Origin of the sequence: Flavobacterium sp., from assembly GCF_040402955.1 — a bacterium.
Classification (GTDB): Bacteria; Bacteroidota; Bacteroidia; order Flavobacteriales; family Flavobacteriaceae; genus Flavobacterium.
The window spans coordinates 1-20,584 of record NZ_JBBALQ010000024.1 but is presented as its reverse complement, the minus strand read 5'-3'; the positions used below and the strand labels follow the sequence as shown (position 1 = coordinate 20,584).

At 31.6% G+C, this 20,584-nt stretch carries 17 protein-coding genes; 10 read left to right on the top strand and 7 right to left on the bottom strand.

The window, feature by feature from the left end:
- Positions 1–57 precede the first annotated feature (57 nt).
- Genes ABWP78_RS08675 through ABWP78_RS08665 form a run of 3 tightly spaced genes read right to left on the bottom strand, consistent with a single transcriptional unit; the run spans position 58 to position 3,451 of the window.
- The gene (locus ABWP78_RS08675) at positions 58–885 is read right to left on the bottom strand and encodes a CvfB family protein (protein WP_353170585.1); all 828 of its coding nucleotides are present in this window, start codon (positions 883–885) and stop codon (positions 58–60) included.
- A gap of 1 nt (position 886) precedes the next feature.
- Entirely contained in the window at positions 887–3,124 is a 2,238-nt protein-coding gene (locus ABWP78_RS08670) for a cation:proton antiporter (RefSeq protein ID WP_353170583.1), read from the bottom strand.
- Positions 3,125–3,142: 18 nt separating this feature from the next.
- Positions 3,143–3,451: a rhodanese-like domain-containing protein gene (locus ABWP78_RS08665; protein WP_353170581.1), complete on the bottom strand. Its 309-nt coding sequence runs from the start codon at positions 3,449–3,451 to the stop codon at positions 3,143–3,145.
- A 178-nt stretch (positions 3,452–3,629) separates the two neighbouring features.
- Between ABWP78_RS08665 and ABWP78_RS08660 the strand changes: the two genes are divergently transcribed.
- From ABWP78_RS08660 to ABWP78_RS08650, 3 genes are read left to right on the top strand one after another with little or no spacing between them, the layout of a single operon-like run.
- Positions 3,630–4,082: a MarR family winged helix-turn-helix transcriptional regulator gene (locus ABWP78_RS08660; RefSeq protein ID WP_353170579.1), complete on the top strand. Its 453-nt coding sequence runs from the start codon at positions 3,630–3,632 to the stop codon at positions 4,080–4,082.
- Between the two features lie 2 nt (positions 4,083–4,084).
- Positions 4,085–4,717, top strand: coding sequence for an NAD(P)H-dependent oxidoreductase (locus tag ABWP78_RS08655; RefSeq protein WP_353170578.1), 633 nt, complete (start codon positions 4,085–4,087; stop codon positions 4,715–4,717).
- 20 nt (positions 4,718–4,737) lie between these two features.
- The gene (locus ABWP78_RS08650) at positions 4,738–5,307 is read left to right on the top strand and encodes a YceI family protein (protein ID WP_353170576.1); all 570 of its coding nucleotides are present in this window, start codon (positions 4,738–4,740) and stop codon (positions 5,305–5,307) included.
- Positions 5,308–5,379: 72 nt separating this feature from the next.
- On the opposite strand, the gene ABWP78_RS08645 is transcribed toward ABWP78_RS08650, so the two are convergent.
- Complete coding sequence (locus ABWP78_RS08645; protein WP_353170575.1) at positions 5,380–5,811, bottom strand: DUF1573 domain-containing protein; 432 nt, start codon at positions 5,809–5,811, stop codon at positions 5,380–5,382.
- Between the two features lie 156 nt (positions 5,812–5,967).
- On the opposite strand from ABWP78_RS08645, the gene ABWP78_RS08640 reads away from it, so the two are divergent.
- A complete protein-coding gene (locus tag ABWP78_RS08640; protein ID WP_353170573.1) occupies positions 5,968–8,625 on the top strand; it encodes a valine--tRNA ligase in 2,658 nt (885 codons plus the stop codon).
- A gap of 71 nt (positions 8,626–8,696) precedes the next feature.
- On the opposite strand, the gene rho is transcribed toward ABWP78_RS08640, so the two are convergent.
- A complete protein-coding gene (rho, locus tag ABWP78_RS08635) occupies positions 8,697–10,340 on the bottom strand; it encodes a transcription termination factor Rho (protein WP_353170572.1) in 1,644 nt (547 codons plus the stop codon).
- A 182-nt stretch (positions 10,341–10,522) separates the two neighbouring features.
- Here rho and ABWP78_RS08630 point away from each other — a divergent pair, with 182 nt between their 5' ends.
- The gene (locus tag ABWP78_RS08630) at positions 10,523–10,933 is read left to right on the top strand and encodes a DUF4293 domain-containing protein (RefSeq protein WP_353170570.1); all 411 of its coding nucleotides are present in this window, start codon (positions 10,523–10,525) and stop codon (positions 10,931–10,933) included.
- 182 nt (positions 10,934–11,115) lie between these two features.
- Here the strand turns inward: ABWP78_RS08630 and ABWP78_RS08625 are convergent, their stop codons facing one another.
- A complete protein-coding gene (locus ABWP78_RS08625) occupies positions 11,116–11,610 on the bottom strand; it encodes a metallophosphoesterase family protein (protein ID WP_353170569.1) in 495 nt (164 codons plus the stop codon).
- 148 nt (positions 11,611–11,758) lie between these two features.
- Here ABWP78_RS08625 and truA point away from each other — a divergent pair, with 148 nt between their 5' ends.
- The 3 genes from truA (at position 11,759) to lpdA (ending at position 15,822) form a co-directional block, all read left to right on the top strand.
- Positions 11,759–12,493, top strand: coding sequence for a tRNA pseudouridine(38-40) synthase TruA (truA, locus tag ABWP78_RS08620; protein ID WP_353170567.1), 735 nt, complete (start codon positions 11,759–11,761; stop codon positions 12,491–12,493).
- A 22-nt stretch (positions 12,494–12,515) separates the two neighbouring features.
- Positions 12,516–14,342, top strand: a complete 1,827-nt coding sequence (locus tag ABWP78_RS08615; protein WP_353170565.1) for an ABC transporter ATP-binding protein — start codon at positions 12,516–12,518, stop codon at positions 14,340–14,342.
- 91 nt (positions 14,343–14,433) lie between these two features.
- The gene (lpdA, locus tag ABWP78_RS08610; protein ID WP_353170564.1) at positions 14,434–15,822 is read left to right on the top strand and encodes a dihydrolipoyl dehydrogenase; all 1,389 of its coding nucleotides are present in this window, start codon (positions 14,434–14,436) and stop codon (positions 15,820–15,822) included.
- Positions 15,823–15,949: 127 nt separating this feature from the next.
- Here lpdA and glmM read toward each other — a convergent pair whose 3' ends face one another.
- Positions 15,950–17,344, bottom strand: a complete 1,395-nt coding sequence (glmM, locus tag ABWP78_RS08605; protein WP_353170562.1) for a phosphoglucosamine mutase — start codon at positions 17,342–17,344, stop codon at positions 15,950–15,952.
- A 247-nt stretch (positions 17,345–17,591) separates the two neighbouring features.
- Here glmM and ABWP78_RS08600 point away from each other — a divergent pair, with 247 nt between their 5' ends.
- Together ABWP78_RS08600 and ABWP78_RS08595 are read left to right on the top strand one after the other, a co-directional pair.
- Positions 17,592–18,200 (top strand): acyl carrier protein phosphodiesterase, encoded by a 609-nt coding sequence (locus ABWP78_RS08600; protein WP_353170561.1) that lies wholly within the window; start codon positions 17,592–17,594, stop codon positions 18,198–18,200.
- A gap of 109 nt (positions 18,201–18,309) precedes the next feature.
- Positions 18,310–20,109 carry a chloride channel protein gene (locus ABWP78_RS08595; RefSeq protein WP_353170560.1) on the top strand — a complete coding sequence of 600 codons (1,800 nt, stop codon included), beginning with the start codon at positions 18,310–18,312 and terminating at the stop codon, positions 20,107–20,109.
- The last annotated feature ends 475 nt before the right edge of the window (positions 20,110–20,584 follow it).

The following is a 20,584-nucleotide window of genomic DNA, read 5'->3' as shown; positions in this document are numbered from 1 at the left end:
TTACTTTAATTTTTGTAAATCCTAAATAAAGTACAAACATAGGATGACAAAGCAAAGCTACACCAACTGAATGCCTTCGTTATTAATATCAATCAATTTTTGTTTGTATAAACTTCCAATGGCTTTTTTGAATGTTTTTTTACTCATTTTTAAAACCGATTTAATTTCTTCTGGATGACTGTTGTCATTTAATCTCAGTACACCATCATTTTGTTTCAAAGCTTCTAACACTTGTTGAGAAGAATCGTCTATGGCTTCAAATCCTTGTTTTTGGAAGGAAACGTCTATTTTTCCATCAGGGCGAATGGTTTTAATATAGCCTTTGGTTTTATATCCTGGAGAAACGGTTTCAAAAACTTCATTTTGATACGCCAATCCTCTAAATTTTCCATTGATAATTACATTAATTCCAATTTCTGTAATATGGGAAACCATTAGATCAACTTCTTGCCCCACTTCAACATCCAAAGGTTCTTTATCTAAAAACTGATTGATTTTACTTGATGCCGCTAACCTACCCGTTTGTTTGTCTAAATACATCGTTACAATATAACGTTTGTCTTTTTCCATTGGGCGGGCTTGTTCTTTAAAAGGAGCAAACAAATCTTTCTCCATTCCCCAATTTAAAAAGGCACCAAATGAATTGATGTAACTTACTTTCAAAACAGCAAAAGAATTTAAGGAAATAAATGGTTTTAATGTTGTAGCTACAGGACGTTCTTCGTGATCTAAATATACAAAAACCGTTAAATCATTACCAATTGTAAAATCATTTGGAACATATTTATTTGGTAATAAAACATCGTCTTTCCCATTAGTAAGAAACAAACCTACTTTTGTTTCTCTATCTATTTTTAATGTGTGGTACACACCTATTTGTAACATATTATGGTTTTATTATTAAAAGCGATGGTGTATTGTTTAACCAAACACTTCTGGTATCAATTAGTTTTTTCCAACTATCAATACTCATGATTAATAAATCTTGTTCTTTTAAGAAATCTTTTTCTAATTTCGATGAATGAATTACTTTCACATTTTCGTGAGTAATTTTATTTTTCTCATTTACAATATCATAGGTATCAAAAATTGAAATCTTAGCTTGAGAATTCTTCTTCAATAATTTTACGTAATCTAACAAAAATTGATCTTCATTATTAAATAAAATTACAGAAATATTTTCTGTTTTGGTAAGCTCCTTATCTACATAAATACCCAAAGGCACTTCTGTTTTATTAATAATGGCTTGCGTTTTGTCATCAAAATAATTGACTTCAAACAATTTTTCTTTTCCTGTAAACGTATTTAATAAATTTTCAGGATTTATAATTTTAGATGTAATTCCTAATACTTTACCCAAAAGTGTTCCTTCAAAAATAGACGAACCAATATTAATCAACAAGAAATTAAATTCACCTTTATTACTCACTTCAACAATATCGGAATCTATATCTCTAGAAGCTTTAAAAAGTGTTTCAATATTTCGATTTAACTTAGTGGCTTCTTTTAATATAGGTTTAAAACTTTCGCGTTCATATTCTTCAATCTTATACGGATTTACCTCATTTGTGGAAGAAATATACATTGCCGTAATGGATTGCTTTTCTTTTTCTAAACTAATAAAATTATTTGCAACTTTTAATAAAGGCTTTCCGTCTTCCGGATTTTCAAAAGAAACCAAAACTTTATACTCTAAATTATCTGACGTATTTGGAATACTATTTTTTCTTGGTTTAAAAATTAAGTCGATTAAATTTAATGCTGGTCCTGTCATAAAAGTAGTTGCCAAAGCCATAATAACCATCATTGCAAAAACTTCTTTGGTTAATACACCTAAATCATAACCAATATTAAGCACAACTAATTCCATTAAACCTCGCGTATTCATTAAGGCTCCAATGGTTAAACTGTCGCGCCAATTTTGACCCACAAATTTTGCCGCCAAGGCACTTCCAATAAACTTACCTACTACTGCAACAACAATAATAAGTCCACAAACTTTCCATAATTCAGGACTGTTTAGTAAGCCTATTTCAGTTCTTAAACCTGTAAATACAAAGAATAAAGGTAATAAAACCACTAATGAAACATCTTCTATTTTCTCGATAAACATCTTGCGAAATTTCATATTGTCAGGCATAATAACACCTGCAACAAAGGCACCAAATAAAGCGTGAATTCCAATTATTTCAGTTAAATACGAAGAAATTAATAAGGTCAAAAAGAAAATAGCTACAACTGGTTTTGTTATTTTTTCAGCCGTATCGTACAAGTTTCCAATTCGTCTTAAAAATGGACGAACCAATTTTATCATGGCTACTACATAAATAAAAGATAGCACTATAATATATAATGAACTCGTTATTGAACCCGCTTTTACAATTGCAATAACTCCTGCTAATAAACACCAAGCGGTAATATCATCTGCTGCAGCACAAGTAATTACCATGGCGCCAATTCTTGTTTTTTGTAACCCACGTTCTTGTACAATTCGGGCTAAAACTGGGAATGCAGTTATGCTCATTGCAATACCCAAAAACAATCCGAAAGATATAAATTCAATTCCTTTTGGTGCAAAATCGGTATAAATTGTATACGCTAAAACCAATCCTAACGTAAACGGTATAATAATACTTGCGTGACTAATTATAACAGCTTCTTTAGCTTTGTTTCGTAACACTCTTAAATCCAATTCCATACCAACAACGAACATAAAAAAGATCAAGCCAATTTGACTTAAAAATTTTAAATTATCTAAGGAAGTAGTTGGAAATAATACTACCGAAAATTCTGGAAAATAACTACCAAAAAATGAGGGACCTAAAACGATACCTGCTATAATTTCACCAATTACGGAAGGTTGTCCGATTTTTTTACAAATTAAACCAAAAAATCTGGCTACTAAAATTATAGTAACAATTTGAGCCAATAAAATTGCCAATTCATGGGTTAGGTTATGATGCAAAGAATCCAAAAACTCCTGATAATATGAGTTTTCAGGTGAAGCTACTTTTAATACATCAGATTTTTCTAATAATTTTCCGTTTTTAATTGTCCAATAAATTAAAGCCGAAAATATACCTACAACAAGTAAATAAAAGAAACTGTTTTTATAATTCTTCATTAAGCACCTTTGCTAAATTTAATTTTCAATAGGACCTTCCCATTGCGAAATTCCGCCTGCAAGATTGTAAACATTTTCAAAACCTAATTGTTTCATAATACCACAAGCTTGTGCACTTCTACTTCCTGCTAAACAATATACAAAATACGTTTTTTCTTTATCTAATTCTTCCACTTGGTAAATAAAACCTTGTCCTTTATATATATCAATGTTTACAGCTTCTGGAATGTAACCGTTTGCCACTTCTTCTTCTGTTCTTACATCTAAAATAACTGCGTTTTCAGTGGTTAAAAAACCTTCCCACCACTCTTTTTGTTCTAAATTCATATACGTTTAATTTTCATCAAATTTACAACAAGAATTTAGATATAAAAATTTATTTTTTCACTAGAACTTCTAATTAAAGCATTTTAGAATTATTTTGAAAATTTAACATTAATTTAATAACGTTTGTATATACAAATAAAATATTTATTATACATTTGTACCAACAAATAAAAAAGCAATGAAAATTGAAGAAGAAATAAAAAGTACGATAGAATTATCTTTAGCAAAAAAGGTAATTCTGAATTTATCTTTTTCAAGAAGTGTTATAATGGATCGTTTTTTAGAAATATTAAAACCTTTTGATTTATCTAGCGAACAATATAACGTATTACGTATTTTGCGAGGTCAGAAAGGAAAACCGGCAAATATGTCTGTAATTCAAGAACGCATGATTTCTAAAAACAGTAATACCACGCGTTTGGTAGACAAATTAATAATAAAGGAATTGGTTATACGAAAAATTTGCCCATCCAATAAAAGAAAAATGGAAATAACAATTACAGAAAAAGGGTTAGAAATATTAAAAAAATTAGATCCTATAGTAATTGCACATGAAAACAGTTTAGCAAGCAATTTAACAACAGAAGAATTAACATTATTAAATAATTTATTAGAAAAGTACAGAAATTAATTATGAGCACATTTATTGAAAATCAGAATTGGCGTTACGCTACCAAAAAATTTAACAACGAAAAGAAAATCTCTAATTCAGATTTAGAAATTTTAAAAGAAGCTATTCAATTATCTTCTTCTTCTTATGGTTTACAACCGTATAAAGTTTTAATTATTGAAAACGAAGAAATTAGAAAACAATTACAACCAGCTTCCTGGGGACAAAGTCAAATTACGGACGCCTCTCACCTATTTGTTTTTGCAAGTGAAACCAATGTAGATGCAGAGTTTATTACTAAATATGCAGAAAACATGGCGAAAACAAGAAATATTCCATTTGATAGCGTAAAAGGGTATGCTGATTTTATGATAGGAAATATTACTACTTTAGCTCCAGAAAAACAATTGATTTGGGCTCAAAAGCAAGCCTATTTAGCATTAGGGAATTTATTAAACGCAGCTGCTGAATTAAAAATTGATGTTACGCCAATGGAAGGATTTCTACCAGAGCAGTATAACGAAATTTTAGGTTTAACAGAAAAAGGATTACATGCTACATTAGTAGCAACAATTGGTTACAGACATGATGAAGATGACACGCAACATTATGCAAAAGTAAGAAAACCAATAACTGAATTATTTGAAATAATTTAATAATTAAATATTTAACAAACATGAGAAATTTAAAAACAATTGCAGTAGCATTAGTAACATTGGTAACATTTACAGCAAATGCTCAAGAAACAAAAAAAATCGATGTATCAAAAAGCGGAATCGTATGGACTGGAAAAAAAGTAACAGGTTCACATTCTGGAACTATTGGTTTACAAAGTGGTGCTTTAGTATTTGATGGAAAAGTATTAAAAGGCGGAACATTTACTGTTGATATGACTTCAATTAATACAACAGACTTAAAACCGGGTCAAGGTAAAGAAAGTTTAGACGGACATTTAAAAGCGGAAGACTTTTTTGGTGTTGAAAAACATAAAACAGCTAACTTAGTTTTCAAAACAATCAGTGGAAAAGGAAATGGTTTATATACTGTAACTGCTGATTTAACTATCAAATCAATTACTAAATCAATTACTTTTGACATTACTGTAAAAGGAAATACAGCAACTACTACATTAAAAGTAGATAGAACAAAATACGATATCAAATACGGTTCTGGTTCATTTTTCTCAGACTTAGGAGACAAAACAATTAGTGATGAATTTGAATTAAAAGTAAACTTAGCTTGGTAAGAATCAAACTATAATACACAAAAAAGCCAGAATAATTACTATTCTGGCTTTTTCATTTTAAATATATTTTGATTATTTAGAAAGCGGTCCTGCGGATTTTTTTTCTAAAATACTTTTTTCTTCTTTTACTAAAACCGTTCCTTTAATTCGTAAAGCTACCATTCCGTTTTCTTTGTTAACTGCATTAGTTTCTACAGTAATTGTTTTGCTAATCGGGCCTGGATTCATATTGTACTGCACTTCAATCTTTTCAGAAGCTCCTGGCGCAATTGGCTCTTTAGGAAAACTTGGAACCGTACAACCACAACTGCTTTTCGCGTCTTTAATAATCAATGGCATATCGCCCGTATTGGTAAATTCAAAAGTTCGTTTTCCTGAATCTACGCCTTTATAGACTTCGCCATAATTAATGGTTTCTTCTTTAAATTCAATTTTTGCACCACTTTGTGCATAAGCTGATAAACTGGTTACCATTAAACCTAAAATAAATACTAATTTCTTCATTTTTATATTAATTTAAGAATTGTAAAAATATGTTATTTAAACTAACTAACAAAAAGTAAATACCTTTTTTTTATTCTATTTTATATAATTACTTTTGCAGATATATTTCAAAAAGTATACCAAAAGACGCAATTACTTACAATTAATACAATATAAATGATACCAGCCCAATTTGACGCCAAATCCGTAGAACAAAAATGGTACGACTATTGGATGAAAAACAACTATTTTCATTCTACTCCAGACCATCGTACACCATATACTATTGTAATTCCTCCACCAAATGTAACTGGAGTATTACACATGGGACATATGTTGAATAATACCATTCAAGATGTATTAATTCGTCGTGCGCGATTAAAAGGTTTCAACGCGTGTTGGGTGCCTGGTACAGACCACGCCTCTATTGCTACTGAAGCTAAAGTTGTCGCGAAATTAAAATCGGAAGGCATTGATAAATTCGATTTAACTCGTGAAGAATTCCTAAAACACGCATACGATTGGACTGACAAATACGGTGGAACAATCTTAGAACAACTAAAACAATTAGGATGTTCTTGTGATTGGGACCGTACAAAATTTACTATGGATCCAGATATGTCGGCTTCTGTAATTCGTTCATTTGTAGACTCATACAACAAAGGACTTATTTACAGAGGGTATCGAATGGTAAACTGGGATCCTGAAGCGAAAACAACATTGTCTGATGAAGAAGTAATTTTTGAAGAACGTCAAGGAAAATTATATTACATCAAATATCAAATTCTTGACGAAGAAAATACCCAAAACCCAACACCCAATACCCAATTTCTGGTAGTTGCTACTACTCGTCCTGAAACCATTTTCGGAGATACTGCTATTTGTATTAATCCAAATGATGAAAGACATTTCAATTTGAAAGGAAAAAAAGCAATTGTGCCTATTTCTGGAAAAGTAATTCCAATTATTGAAGATGAATATGTGGATTTAGAATTCGGAACTGGATGTTTAAAAGTAACACCAGCTCACGATGTAAACGATAAAACTTTAGGTGACAAACACCACTTAGAAATAATTGATATTTTTAATGAAGATGCCACTTTAAACTCGTTCGGTTTGCATTATGAAGGAAAAGACCGATTTGTAGTTCGTACAGAAATTGAAGCAGAATTAACTTCAATTAATGCTTTAGATAAAGTAGAACAATACACTAACAACGTAGGAACTTCTGAAAGAACAAAATGCGTTATCGAACCTCGTTTATCTGACCAATGGTTCTTGAAAATGGAAGATTTAGTAAAACCTGCTATTCACGCGGTTTTAGAATCTGACGAAATAAAATTATATCCTAATCGTTTTAATAATACCTATGCACATTGGTTAAATAATATTCGCGATTGGAATATTTCTCGTCAATTGTGGTGGGGACAACAAATTCCTGCCTATTTCTACGGCGATGGAAAAGAAGATTTCGTTGTAGCTGAAACAAAAGAAGAAGCTTTAGCTTTAGCTAAAGTAAAAACTGCCAACTCAGAACTGACCACTGAACACTTACGTCAAGATGCTGATGCACTTGATACTTGGTTCTCCTCCTGGTTATGGCCAATTGCTGTTTTCGGTGGAATTATGGATCCAGAAAATGAAGATTTCAAATATTATTACCCAACTAACGATTTAGTTACAGGTCCAGATATTTTATTTTTCTGGGTAGCGCGTATGATTATTGCAGGTTACGAATATGCCGATGCAAAACCTTTTAAAAATGTATATTTAACAGGTTTAGTTCGTGATAGTCAAGGACGAAAAATGTCAAAATCATTAGGAAATTCTCCTGAACCACTTGGTTTAATTGAAAAATTTGGTGCCGATGGCGTTCGTGTAGGATTATTATTAAGTGCTTCTGCAGGAAATGACATTTTATTTGATGAAGAATTATGTAATCAAGGAAAAGCGTTTACCAATAAAATTTGGAATGCATTTAAATTGATTAAAGGTTGGGAAGTTTCAGAAACAATTCCACAACCAGAATCTTCAAAAGTAGCAATCGAATGGTACGAAGCAAAACTGCAACAAACCTTATTAGATATTGAAGATAATTTTGAAAAATACAGATTATCTGAAGCTTTAATGGCGACATATAAATTAGTTTGGGACGATTTCTGTTCTTGGTTCTTAGAAATGATTAAGCCAGCGTATCAACAACCGATTGATAAAGCGACTTTTGATAAAGCCATTGAAATGTTGGAAAATAATTTAAAATTATTACACCCATTTATGCCTTTCTTAACGGAGGAAATTTGGCAACACATTACAGAAAGAACAACAGAACAAGCGCTAATTGTAGCTGAATATCCGAAAATGACTTCTGTAAATTCAAAATTAATTGCTGATTTTGATTTTGCAACCGATGTTATTTCTGGAATTAGAACGATTAGAAAAGATAAAAACATTCCATTTAAAGAAGTAATTGAATTACGAGTAGTAAATAATGAAAAAGCGTCGAATTATTTCGATTCAATCATTATGAAATTAGGTAATATTACTGATTTAAAATATGTAACTGAAAAAGTAGATGGTGCCTTATCGTATCGAGTAAAATCTAACGAATATTTCATTCCAATTACTGGAAACATTGATGTAGAAGCAGAAATTGCAAAATTAACCGAAGAGTTAAATTACACGAAAGGATTTTTGAAATCCGTACAAGTTAAATTATCTAACGAAAAATTTGTAGCTAACGCTAAACCAGAAATTATAGAAAATGAACGTAAAAAAGAAGCCGATGCTTTAGCAAAAATTGCAACAATTGAGCAAAGTATCGCTGGATTGAAGTAAAATATTTATTAAAAGTAAAAAGCCGATTTTCTTAGGGAAATCGGCTTTTTTATTTGTATTGTTATCAATTTCTAATCATTCATAGAAATTAAAAACTCTTCATTGTTTTTAGTACGTTTTATACGAGATTCAATAAATTCCATAGCTTCTACAGGATTCATATCGGCTAAGTATTTACGTAAAATCCACATATGTTGTAATGTAGATTTATCTAATAATAAGTCATCACGACGCGTACTTGAAGAAACCAAATCGATAGCTGGGAAAATACGTTTGTTAGATATTTTTCTATCCAATTGTAATTCCATATTACCTGTTCCTTTAAATTCTTCAAAGATAACTTCGTCCATTTTAGAACCAGTTTCTGTTAATGCAGTTGCGATAATACTTAACGAACCACCGTTTTCAATATTACGAGCTGCTCCAAAGAAACGTTTAGGTTTTTGTAACGCATTGGCATCTACTCCGCCACTTAATACCTTTCCAGATGCAGGTTGACACGTATTATATGCTCTTGCTAAACGTGTAATCGAATCTAATAAAATTACTACATCGTGCCCACATTCTACCAAACGTTTTGCTTTTTCTAAAACAATGTTTGCCACTTTTACGTGACGGTCTGCAGGTTCATCAAACGTAGAAGCAATTACTTCGGCACGCACACTACGTTGCATATCGGTAACTTCTTCTGGGCGTTCGTCAATTAATAAAACAATTAAATATACTTCAGGATGATTGGCCGCAATAGAATTGGCAATATCCTTTAATAACATCGTTTTACCGGTTTTAGGTTGTGCCACAATCATCGCACGTTGTCCTTTACCAATTGGCGAGAACATATCGATAATACGTGTAGATATAGATGTGTTTTTTCCTGATAAATTAAATCTTTCTTCAGGGAAAAGTGGGGTTAAATGTTCAAAAGAAACTCGGTCACGAATGACTTGTGGGTCGTGTCCGTTAATTTTTGATACGCGAACCAAAGGAAAAAATTTCTCTCCTTCTTTTGGAGGACGAACCACACCTTTTACAGTGTCTCCCGTTTTCAATCCAAATAAACGCACTTGCGATTGTGATAAATAAATATCATCCGGAGAGGCCAAATAATTATAATCCGAAGAACGTAAGAAACCATACCCATCAGGCATCATTTCTAAAACGCCTTCACTTTCAATAATTCCATCAAATTCAAAATCCGATTCTCTAAAGTTTTTATTTCCGTTGTTTTTAGCAAACTTCGGATTGTTGTTCTTTTTGAAATTGGGATTGGTATTGGTTTTTTCTTGCTCTGTAGTTTCAGATTTTATTTCTTCAGTTGTATTTTCTGAATTGTTTTCAACGGCTTCTTTAGGTTGTTGGCTGTACGATTCAGATTTTTTTTCTGCATCTAAATCAAATGAAGCAGCTTCTTTCTCTCTATTTGTAGGCTTTACAACCACTTTTTTTATTCGAGCACGTTGTGTTTTTGCTTCATTATCTGAAGTTTCGTTAGTATTTGTTTCCTCAACTGCTTCTTCAATAACTTTAGATACAGGAGTTGATTTTTTAACTGGTTTAGAAACTTGAAAAGGTGCTTCAGATGAATTTTGTAAGTCTAATATTTGAGTAATTAATTCGTCTTTTTTTAAAGTTTTGAATTTTTGAATATTAGCTACTTTGGCAATTTCTTGCAAATCAGAGAGTTTCATCCCTTTTAGTGTAGATGTGTCAAACATAAATGTTGATTGATTTTTTAATCTTAATTTAATAAAAAAACTGTGATGAGATTTTTTTGCTTTTTTAAAGTATCGTATATGAAGTACTTACGATTATTTGATGCAATAATACGAATATTTTATTATAAAACAATAGTTTTTTTAAAAAAGAAAACTTATTTTTGTTCTAATTAAAATTAAAAATGTTACAAAGAATTCAAACGATATATTTGTTACTGTGTATGCTGATTTCAGGTATGCTTCCTTTTTTTATTAAAATTTGGACAACTGAAAGTAAATTAGAGGTATATGCGAATTCCAATACAATATATATAGGATTGTTTTTGATTTCAGCTATTTTAGCAGTTTTAAGTATTTTTAGTTTCAAAAAAAGACAAAACCAGTTTGTATTAAACAGACTGAATATGATATTAAACTTTATTATAATAGGATTATTAGTATATCATTCACTAAGTCTATCTGGAGAAGCGAAAGTTTCTGAGAAGGGTATTGGGATGTTTCTACCAATTTTTTCTATCGTTTTTCTTGCTTTGGCTAACAAAGCAATTAAAAAGGACGAAGATCTCGTAAAATCTGTGGACAGAATACGATAAACCTATCATCTTAGCTTATTAGTGCGTAGAAAATCCGTTTTGAGAAATCAAAGCGGATTTTCGTTTTATATGAGTTTGGCTTCGAATATAACAATTAATTATTTTTTATTGTTGGCTTCGAGTGCCTGAGCCAACAATGTGGAAGCTGTGAATTAATATAATGGTAGCTGAGGCTCTCGAAGCTACTTATCCCCTATTTCAATAATCTCTAAACTCTGAATTTTGTCGCCATCAATTTCAAAACGCAACATCGTTCTTTTCTGATGAAATCCTGAAATGCCTGCTGCTCCCGGATTCATATGCAAACAATTGAGTTTTTTATCAAACATTACTTTTAATATATGTGAATGGCCACAAATAAATAACTTTGGCGGATTTTTGGTAATCTCTTCTCTTATTACCGGACTGTATTTGCCTGGATAGCCACCAATATGAGTAATTAAAACAGAAACACCTTCACATAAAAATCGGTTATTTAAAGGAAATTCCAAACGAGCTTCGTGATTGTCAATATTTCCAAAAACTGCTCGTAAAGGTTTTAGCTTTTTAATGGTATCCGTAACTTTTAAATCGCCAATATCTCCAGCATGCCATACTTCATCAGCCAATTTTACATATTTTAAAATCGTATCATCAATATGACTGTGTGTATCTGAAAGGAGTACTATTTTTTTCATTTAATAAGAGTTTCTATGTTACAGAGTAACTAAGCTGCAAAGTTGACAAAAAAATATAGTTTATTGTTTATTTTTAAGAAAACATTGAATATAATAATTCAAATTCTTAGTAACTTTGCAACTCAGAAACCTAGAAACTTAAATATAATTGAGATACTTCATTGAATTTGCATATAACGGAAAAGAATATTTTGGGTTTCAAATACAACCGAATGCCATTTCAATACAAGAAACTTTAGATACCGCTTTATCTTTAGTACTTCGAGATAAAATTGAAATTGTTGGTGCAGGACGAACCGATTCTGGGGTGCATGCCAAGCAAATGTTCGCCCATTTTGATACAGAAATTGAATTTGACATTCCTACTACTATTCAAAAGCTAAATTCTTTTTTACCAAAAGATATTGCCATTTTTAATATTATTGAAGTACAACCTGATGCGCATGCTAGATTTGATGCCACGAGTAGAACGTACGAATATCACATTACTACATTTAAAGACGTTTTTAATGCTGATGGCAGTTGGAAAGTACATCATAATTTAGATTTAGATTTGATGAATGACGCCTGCAAAATTCTATTTGAATATATTGATTTTGAATGTTTTTCTAAAATTCATACCGATGTAAAAACCTTTAATTGTAAAATTTCAGAAGCACATTGGCAACAAAACGGAAATCAGATTATTTTTACCATTACCGCCGATAGATTTTTACGAAATATGGTACGTGCCATTGTTGGAACGCTAATAAATGTTGGTATTCATAAAACATCTATTTCCGATTTTAGAACTATTATTGAAAGCAAAAACCGAAATAATGCTGGTTTTTCTGTTCCTGCTCACGGATTGTATTTAACAAAAGTAAAATATCCGTACCTTTAGCCTTCAAAAAACTATAAGCCAAATGAGCGTTTTAAAATCATCTTCTTTTAAAAAATTAATGCGTTATGCCATTCCTTTTAAAAGTAAACTTTTTTCGGTAGCATTTTGGGCTATATTTTTAGCCATTGTTGCAGGACTACGACCATTAATATTAAATATTACTATCGATAAATATTTTGTTACTACCAACAAAGAAACCAATGTCATTCAGGATTACTTTTTAAACCTAATTAGTAATGTATTACAAGAAGGAAATGCTTCGTATAATATAAAAGTATTGGTAGCCATTATGTTTATGGTACTACTATTAGAAGTGGTAGCACAATACTTTTTTGTTTTCATTTCAAGTTGGTTAGGCCAAGATATTGTAAAAGTAATTCGTGAAAAATTGTTTGCGCATTTAGCCAGTTTCAAAATTAAATATTACGATAATGAACCAGTTGGGAAGTTAATTACGCGATGTGTATCGGATATTGAAAACATTGCAAGTATATTTAGTCAAGGTTTGTTTATGATTATTAGCGATGTCTTAAAAATGATTATCGTGTTAATTTTTATGTTAGTAATCAATTGGAAAATTACTTGCATAGTCTTGCTAATTATGCCAGTAATTCTAATCGCCACGAATATTTTCAATAAAAAAATGAAAATAGCTTTTAACGAAGTACGAAATGAAGTGGCCAACTTAAATACATTTATCCAAGAACGATTAACGGGAATGAAAATCGTGCAATTATTCAATAGAGAAAAAATTGAATTAGAAAAATTTAAGGAAATCAATCACAAACACAACAAAGCTTGGTTAAAAAACATTTTATACAATAGTATTTTCTTTCCAATTGCCGATATTGTTTCGAGTATTACATTAGGATTAGTTGTATATTTTGGTGCCCTATTTATTATAAATGGCGACACCCATACCAGCGTAGGACAACTTATTTCTTTTAATATGTATATTGCTATGCTATACACGCCGTTACGCCAAATTGCTGATAAATTTAATGTGATGCAAATGGGAATTGTAGCAGCAGACCGAGTTTTTGAAATTTTAGAATCCAATTCAGAAGTGCAAGACAGCGGAACAATTGATGCGGATACATTTAAAGGAAACATACTTTTTGATAATGTGCGATTTAGTTATTTAAAAGAGGAAGAAATTTTAAAAGGTATTAATTTAGAAGTAAAAGCCAGTGAAACAATTGCTATTGTTGGAGCCACTGGTGCGGGTAAAACAACAATTATCAATTTACTGAATCGATTTTATGAAATCGATTCTGGAAAAATATTAATTGATAACATCAACATTAATGAATATACGCTTGATAGCTTAAGAAATGAAATCGCTATGGTTTTACAAGATGTTTTCTTATTTGCCGATACCATTTATAATAACATTACGCTTTTTGATGAAAGTATCAAAAGAGAACAAGTGTATGAAGCTGCCAAAAAAATTGGTATTCACGATTTTTTAATGTCATTACCTAACGGATATGATTATGATGTTAAAGAACGTGGGGTGATGTTATCGTCTGGACAGCGTCAATTAATTGCTTTTTTACGAGCTTATATTAGCAATCCAAGTATCCTAATTTTGGATGAAGCCACTTCATCAATCGACTCCTACTCGGAAGAATTAATTCAAAAAGCCACACTCACATTGACACAAGGAAGAACGTCTATCATAATTGCACACCGTTTGGCAACTATTGTAAATGCGGATACCATTTTAGTAATGGATAAAGGTATAGTTGTAGAAAAAGGCAAGCACAAAGAATTATTACAAATTGAAAACGGATTTTATAAAAAATTATACGAAGCCCAATTTGAAAAAACAGAAAATAGAGATTAGACTTTTCCCTTTAAACTAAAAAACACATAAAAAATAAATAAATATTTACTAATTTCGCAACAAGAAAATTAAGATACAAAACACAAAAAAAATGAAATACGATATTATAGTTTTAGGAAGTGGTCCTGGTGGATATGTTACAGCAATTAGAGCCTCACAATTAGGATTTAAAGTTGCCGTTATTGAAAAAGAAAGTCTGGGTGGGGTATGTTTAAATTGGGGTTGTATTCCAACAAAAGCCTTACTAAAATCAGCACAAGTTTTCGATTATTTAAAACACGCTGCCGACTACGGATTAAAAGTAGATAATGTAGATAAAGACTTTAGCGCAGTGGTTGCCCGTTCACGTAATGTGGCAGGTGGAATGAGCAAAGGTGTTCAATTCTTAATGAAAAAAAATAAAATTGATGTTATTGATGGTTTTGGAAAAGTAAAACCAGGCAAAAAAATTGATGTTACTGCCGCTGATGGAAAAGTTACAGAATATTCAGCAGATAATATTATTATTGCAACTGGTGCACGTTCTCGTGAATTGCCAAACTTACCACAAGATGGGGTAAAAGTAATTGGTTACAGATTAGCGATGACCTTAGCCACGCAACCAAAATCTATGATTATTGTAGGTTCTGGTGCAATTGGAGTGGAATTTGCTCATTTTTATAATGCAATGGGAACACAAGTTACTTTGGTAGAATTTATGCCAAATATAGTTCCTGTTGAAGACGAAGACATTTCAAAACAAATGGAACGTTCTATGAAAAAAGCAGGTGTTACTATTATGACCAATTCATCTGTGGAAAAAATTGACACTTCAGGAAAAGGCGTAAAAGCAACTGTAAAAACATCTAAAGGTGAAGAAGTTATCGAAGCGGATATTTTACTTTCTGCAGTTGGAATTAAAACAAACATTGAAAACATTGGTTTAGAAGATGTAGGTATTGCTACTGACAGAGACAAAATTTTAGTAAACGATTTCTATCAAACTAATGTTCCTGGATATTATGCCATTGGAGATATTACTCCTGGTCAGGCTTTAGCACACGTGGCATCTGCAGAAGGAATTTTATGTGTAGAAAAAATTGCAGGTTTACATGTAGAACCTTTAGATTACGGAAACATACCTGGTTGTACCTATGCTACTCCAGAAATTGCTTCAGTTGGTTTAACAGAAAAAGCAGCTAAAGAAAAAGGATATGATATTAAAGTAGGAAAATTCCCGTTCTCAGCTTCAGGAAAAGCTACTGCTGCAGGAACTACAGACGGATTTGTAAAAGTAATTTTCGATGCAAAATACGGAGAATGGTTAGGTTGCCATATGATTGGTGCAGGAGTTACTGATATGATTGCAGAAGCTGTTGTAGCAAGAAAACTTGAAACTACAGGACACGAGATTTTAAAAACCGTTCACCCACACCCTACTATGAGTGAGGCCGTGATGGAAGCAGTTGCTGCTGCTTATGATGAAGTGATTCATATTTAAGATTTACGATTTACGATTTTAGATTTTAGATTTACGATAAAAAAAACCGTCACGTTTAAAACTTGACGGTTTTTTTATATTTCAAACCTGACAGGTTTTTAAAACCTGTCAGGTATAATTTCTTTTACTATATCCCAGCAATTACTTTCAGCTCTTTTACAAAACGTTCAGCTAAAACATCGGCTTCGTTTTGCGTTGGTGCTTCTGTATAAATTCTGATAATAGGTTCAGTATTCGATTTTCTTAGATGTACCCATTCGGTAGCAAAATCAATTTTTACTCCATCAATTGTGCTAATCTGCTCGTCTTTATAAGTTTGAGTCAAAGATTCTAAAATGGCATCTACATCTATTTGTGGTGTCAATTCAATTTTATTTTTACTCATATAATATTGCGGATAGCTGGCACGTAATTCGGCAACGGTTTTATCTTGACCTGCTAAATACGTTAAAAACAAAGCAACACCAACTAAACTATCTCTACCGTAATGTAATTCTGGATAAATAATTCCGCCATTTCCTTCACCACCAATTATGGCGTTGGTTTTTTTCATTAATTCTACTACATTCACTTCGCCAACGGCACTGGCTTGGTAACTTCCATTATGTTTTTCAGTAATGTCACGCAACGCACGAGACGAGCTCATATTAGAAACTGTATTTCCTGGTGTTTTACTCAAAACATAATCGGCTACAGCCACTAACGTATATTCTTCTCCAAACATTTCACCATCATTTGAAATAAATGCCAAACGATCTACATCTGGGTCTACTACTATTCCAAAATCGGCTTTTTCATCTAAAACAAGCTTACATATATCCATTAAATGCTCTTTTAAAGGTTCTGGATTATGAGGAAAATGTCCGTTTGGTTCGCAATATAATTTTACAACTTCCACACCCATTTGTTCTAATAAATTAGGAATTACAATTCCTCCAGAAGAATTTACTCCATCTACAACAACTTTATATTTTTTAGTTTTCACTAAATCTGCATCAACTAAAGGTAATTCCAATACTTCATCAATATGAATATCCATATAAGAATCGTTACTCGTAACTTCACCTAAACTATCAACATCTACAAAATCAAACGCTTCTGCCTCAGCAATTTCTAATATTTTAGCACCATCTGCCCCACTTAAAAATTCACCTTTGGCATTTAATAATTTTAAGGCATTCCATTGTTTCGGATTGTGAGAAGCCGTTAAAATAATACCACCATCCGCTTGTTCAATTGGTACTGCTACTTCTACTGTTGGTGTTGTTGAAAGACCTAAATCGATAACATCAATTCCTAATCCTAAAAGGGTGTTTTGCACTAAATTATGAATCATAGGTCCAGAAATACGAGCATCACGACCAATTACAACTTTAAGCCTTCTATCTGTAACGGTAGATGTGTTTTTTAAAAACGTACCATATGCCGAAGCAAATTTTACCGCATCTACAGGCGTTAAGTTATCGCCTACTTTCCCACCAATGGTACCTCTAATTCCTGAAATTGATTTTATTAATGTCATTATTCAATGTTTATAAAGTTTAAAAGGTTTATTAGTTGAAAAGTAAACCCCGCATAAAATACAAATATAAATCTTCAGCCTAAGATAACAATAAAACAAGCAAAGAATTTTATATATTTACGAAAGAAATAGCAACTATCATTTTTTGTAACACGGATTTAAAAAATTATATAAATTTCTAAAATCTGTGTTTAAGAATACTATTTCCATATAAACGAATAACCAAATAAACAACTCAACCACAAACTTGAACTATCTCGCACACATTTATCTTTCCGGTGAAGATAATTTCATTAAAATTGGCAATTTTATGGCCGATGCTGTGAAAGGAAAACACTATGAGCAGTATCCAGTTGGGATTCAAATTGGAATTAAATTACATCGTTTTATTGATACGTATACCGATGCTCACGAAATATATCGTAAAAGCAAACATCGATTACATCAGAAATTCGGACATTATTCGGGTGTGATAATGGATATTGTATACGATCATTTTTTAGCAAAAAACTGGCAGCAATTTTCTGACATACCTCTTGAACAGTATGCCGATGATTTTTATAACCTACTACAAAAGGAATATGCAATTTTAACACCAAAAACGCAAAATGCATTACCCTATATGATAAAAACCAATTGGTTGGTGTGTTATCAATCATTAGAAGGGTTGGAATTAATATTATTTCAAATGGATTATCGTACTAAAAACCGAGTAAATATGCCCGCTGCGATAGAAGAAATTCAAGCGTTTTCTTCAGAAATTGAACACGAATTTTTAGCGTTTTTTACAGCATTACAACATCAAACTAAATTAGAATTAGACAAATTGAAAAATGATTTTCAATATAATTCTTAAACAGAATAGTAGCAAAATAAATTCCGTTACATCTGTCAAATCTGTGTACCCAAAACATTTTATCTTTTAAAAAATTAGCGTATTTTAGCCATTCTAAATAAAAACATTTGTGTTCAAACGATTACAAAAAATAGCGCATTTTTTTGAAAACTATTTTTCTAAACTGAAGTCGGTTTTAGAACCGCGTCAGTTTTTATACATTTCAAGTGTTTTGGTAGGATTATCAGCTGCTTTGGCGGTAATTGTATTAAAAACCTTTGCCCACAACGTATTTTTATTTTCACAATATCTAAACACAAAACTGCATTTACCTTACAGCAAAAGTACCTTGCCTATTATAGGAATATTACTAACGGTTTTTGTAGTTAAAAATTTCTTAAACGGAAACATACAAAAAGGAACGTCGCAAATTATGTATGCCGTGGCAAAAAAACGCAGCGTGATTCCAGCCAAACAAATGTATGCCCAAATTATTACCAGTTCGTTAACCGTAGGTATGGGTGGAAGTGCTGGGTTAGAATCGCCAATTACGATTACAGGTGCCGCTTTTGGGAGTAATTATGCTTTAAAATACCGTTTAAGTTACAAAGACAGAACTTTACTTTTGGCTTGTGGCGTGGCAGCCGGAATAGCCGCAGCTTTTAACGCGCCTATTGCAGGTGTTTTGTTTGCCATAGAAGTTGTTTTGGCAGAAATTAGTATAGCAGCTTTTACACCCTTAATAATTAGCGCCGCAACAGGATCTATCGTATCGATGTTATTATTAAATGAAGATGCGTTATTTAGTTTCAAATCGATACAAGAGTTTGATTCTAAAAACATTCCTTTTTATATTATTTTAGGGATTTTGTCTGGATTTGTTTCCATTCATTATGCAAGAAACTTTAGAAAAGTAGAACATTTTTTCGCCACACGAAGTAAAAATACCTACCGAAAAGCCTTGTTTGGTGCGCTTATATTAGGAATACTAATTTTTATATTCCCCAGTTTATTTGGTGAAGGATACGAAGGCATAAAACTCTTAGCGGCCAACCAGCCTGAAAAATTATTAGAAAACACCCTTGTAGAAAAATTTGATTCCAACAAATGGATTATTTTTGGTTTCATTACCTTAACTTTATTATTTAAAGTTTTCGCTACCGGAATTACTTTAGGTGCAGGTGGTAATGGTGGTAACTTTGCACCTTCTTTATTTGTAGGTTCGTATTTAGGGTTTTCTACTGCGTACTTTATTAATATGTTGAAAATTACAAATTTGCCTATTAGTAATTTCACATTAGTAGGAATGTCGGGTGTGTTGAGTGGTTTGTTCCATTCGCCTTTAACTGCGATATTTTTGATTGCCGAAATAACGGGTGGCTATAGTTTAATGGTACCTTTAATGTTGGTTTCTTCTATAAGTTTTGCTATTTCAAAACACTTTGAACCGTACTCGTTTGACATTAAAAACCTTGCCGATAAAGGCGACGTTTTTACAGATGATAAAGATAAAAATATATTACAATCTATTGATGTTAAAAAACTAATTAACAATCATTTTACACCCGTAACCGAATCTAAAACTTTAGAAGCATTAATTGAAAAAATAGCCACTTCAGATGATGTTATTTTTCCTGTTTTAAATGACGACAACAAACTAATAGGTTTGATTTATTTAGATGATATTCGTCCGATTATATTTTCTGCGTTTAAAGTAAAATTTACGTCTATTACTGAAGTACTACAACCGGTAAAAGAGAAAGACATTGTAGATTTTGAAGATCCTATTGAAAGCATAATGAATAAATTTGAAAGCACCCACCAAGCCATTTTACCCGTAGTGCAAAATAAACTATTTATTGGTTTCCTATCCAAAGCGGATATTTTAGAAAAATACCGCGAACAATTGAAAGAATTGGTTATAGAATAAACCAGTTTTTATTTCCTTCTTCCATTCTATTGAATAAGTATTTTTTTTGATAATATAGTAAATAATTTATTATTTTTGATTTTAATAAAACGAAACAAAACTTCGCATAGCTAAACAATTAGGGGTGTATATACGAAACTTTATTTCGCATATATACAAGTTATCTACAATTTTTCATTCAACCCTCCCATTTGCACCTAAAGTGTTGTATTAATTGACTTTATAAAAATGAACAATGCAATTTTAAGCAACAAAAAGCAACGAAATACTTGTTTTGTTGTACCCAATGTTGTACCTTCGTATCACGATGCACCCAATTGAAAACCCTTTATTTACAACACTTTCACTCGTTTGCATTACTTTACAAAAGTAGTATAACATTTCTAAATTCCTATTATTATGGCATCAGTAAAACTAATTTTAAGAACGCACCAGGTAGATCAAACAGGACACAGCCCTTTGTATATCCGAATTA

Coding starts and splice junctions, on each gene's coding strand:
- ABWP78_RS08675 (WP_353170585.1), bottom strand. CDS start 885: ATGTTACAAATAGGTGTGTACCACACATTAAAAATAGATAGAGAAACA.
- ABWP78_RS08670 (WP_353170583.1), bottom strand. CDS start 3,124: ATGAAGAATTATAAAAACAGTTTCTTTTATTTACTTGTTGTAGGTATA.
- ABWP78_RS08665 (WP_353170581.1), bottom strand. CDS start 3,451: ATGAATTTAGAACAAAAAGAGTGGTGGGAAGGTTTTTTAACCACTGAA.
- ABWP78_RS08660 (WP_353170579.1), top strand. CDS start 3,630: ATGAAAATTGAAGAAGAAATAAAAAGTACGATAGAATTATCTTTAGCA.
- ABWP78_RS08655 (WP_353170578.1), top strand. CDS start 4,085: ATGAGCACATTTATTGAAAATCAGAATTGGCGTTACGCTACCAAAAAA.
- ABWP78_RS08650 (WP_353170576.1), top strand. CDS start 4,738: ATGAGAAATTTAAAAACAATTGCAGTAGCATTAGTAACATTGGTAACA.
- ABWP78_RS08645 (WP_353170575.1), bottom strand. CDS start 5,811: ATGAAGAAATTAGTATTTATTTTAGGTTTAATGGTAACCAGTTTATCA.
- ABWP78_RS08640 (WP_353170573.1), top strand. CDS start 5,968: ATGATACCAGCCCAATTTGACGCCAAATCCGTAGAACAAAAATGGTAC.
- rho (WP_353170572.1), bottom strand. CDS start 10,340: ATGTTTGACACATCTACACTAAAAGGGATGAAACTCTCTGATTTGCAA.
- ABWP78_RS08630 (WP_353170570.1), top strand. CDS start 10,523: ATGTTACAAAGAATTCAAACGATATATTTGTTACTGTGTATGCTGATT.
- ABWP78_RS08625 (WP_353170569.1), bottom strand. CDS start 11,610: ATGAAAAAAATAGTACTCCTTTCAGATACACACAGTCATATTGATGAT.
- ABWP78_RS08615 (WP_353170565.1), top strand. CDS start 12,516: ATGAGCGTTTTAAAATCATCTTCTTTTAAAAAATTAATGCGTTATGCC.
- lpdA (WP_353170564.1), top strand. CDS start 14,434: ATGAAATACGATATTATAGTTTTAGGAAGTGGTCCTGGTGGATATGTT.
- glmM (WP_353170562.1), bottom strand. CDS start 17,344: ATGACATTAATAAAATCAATTTCAGGAATTAGAGGTACCATTGGTGGG.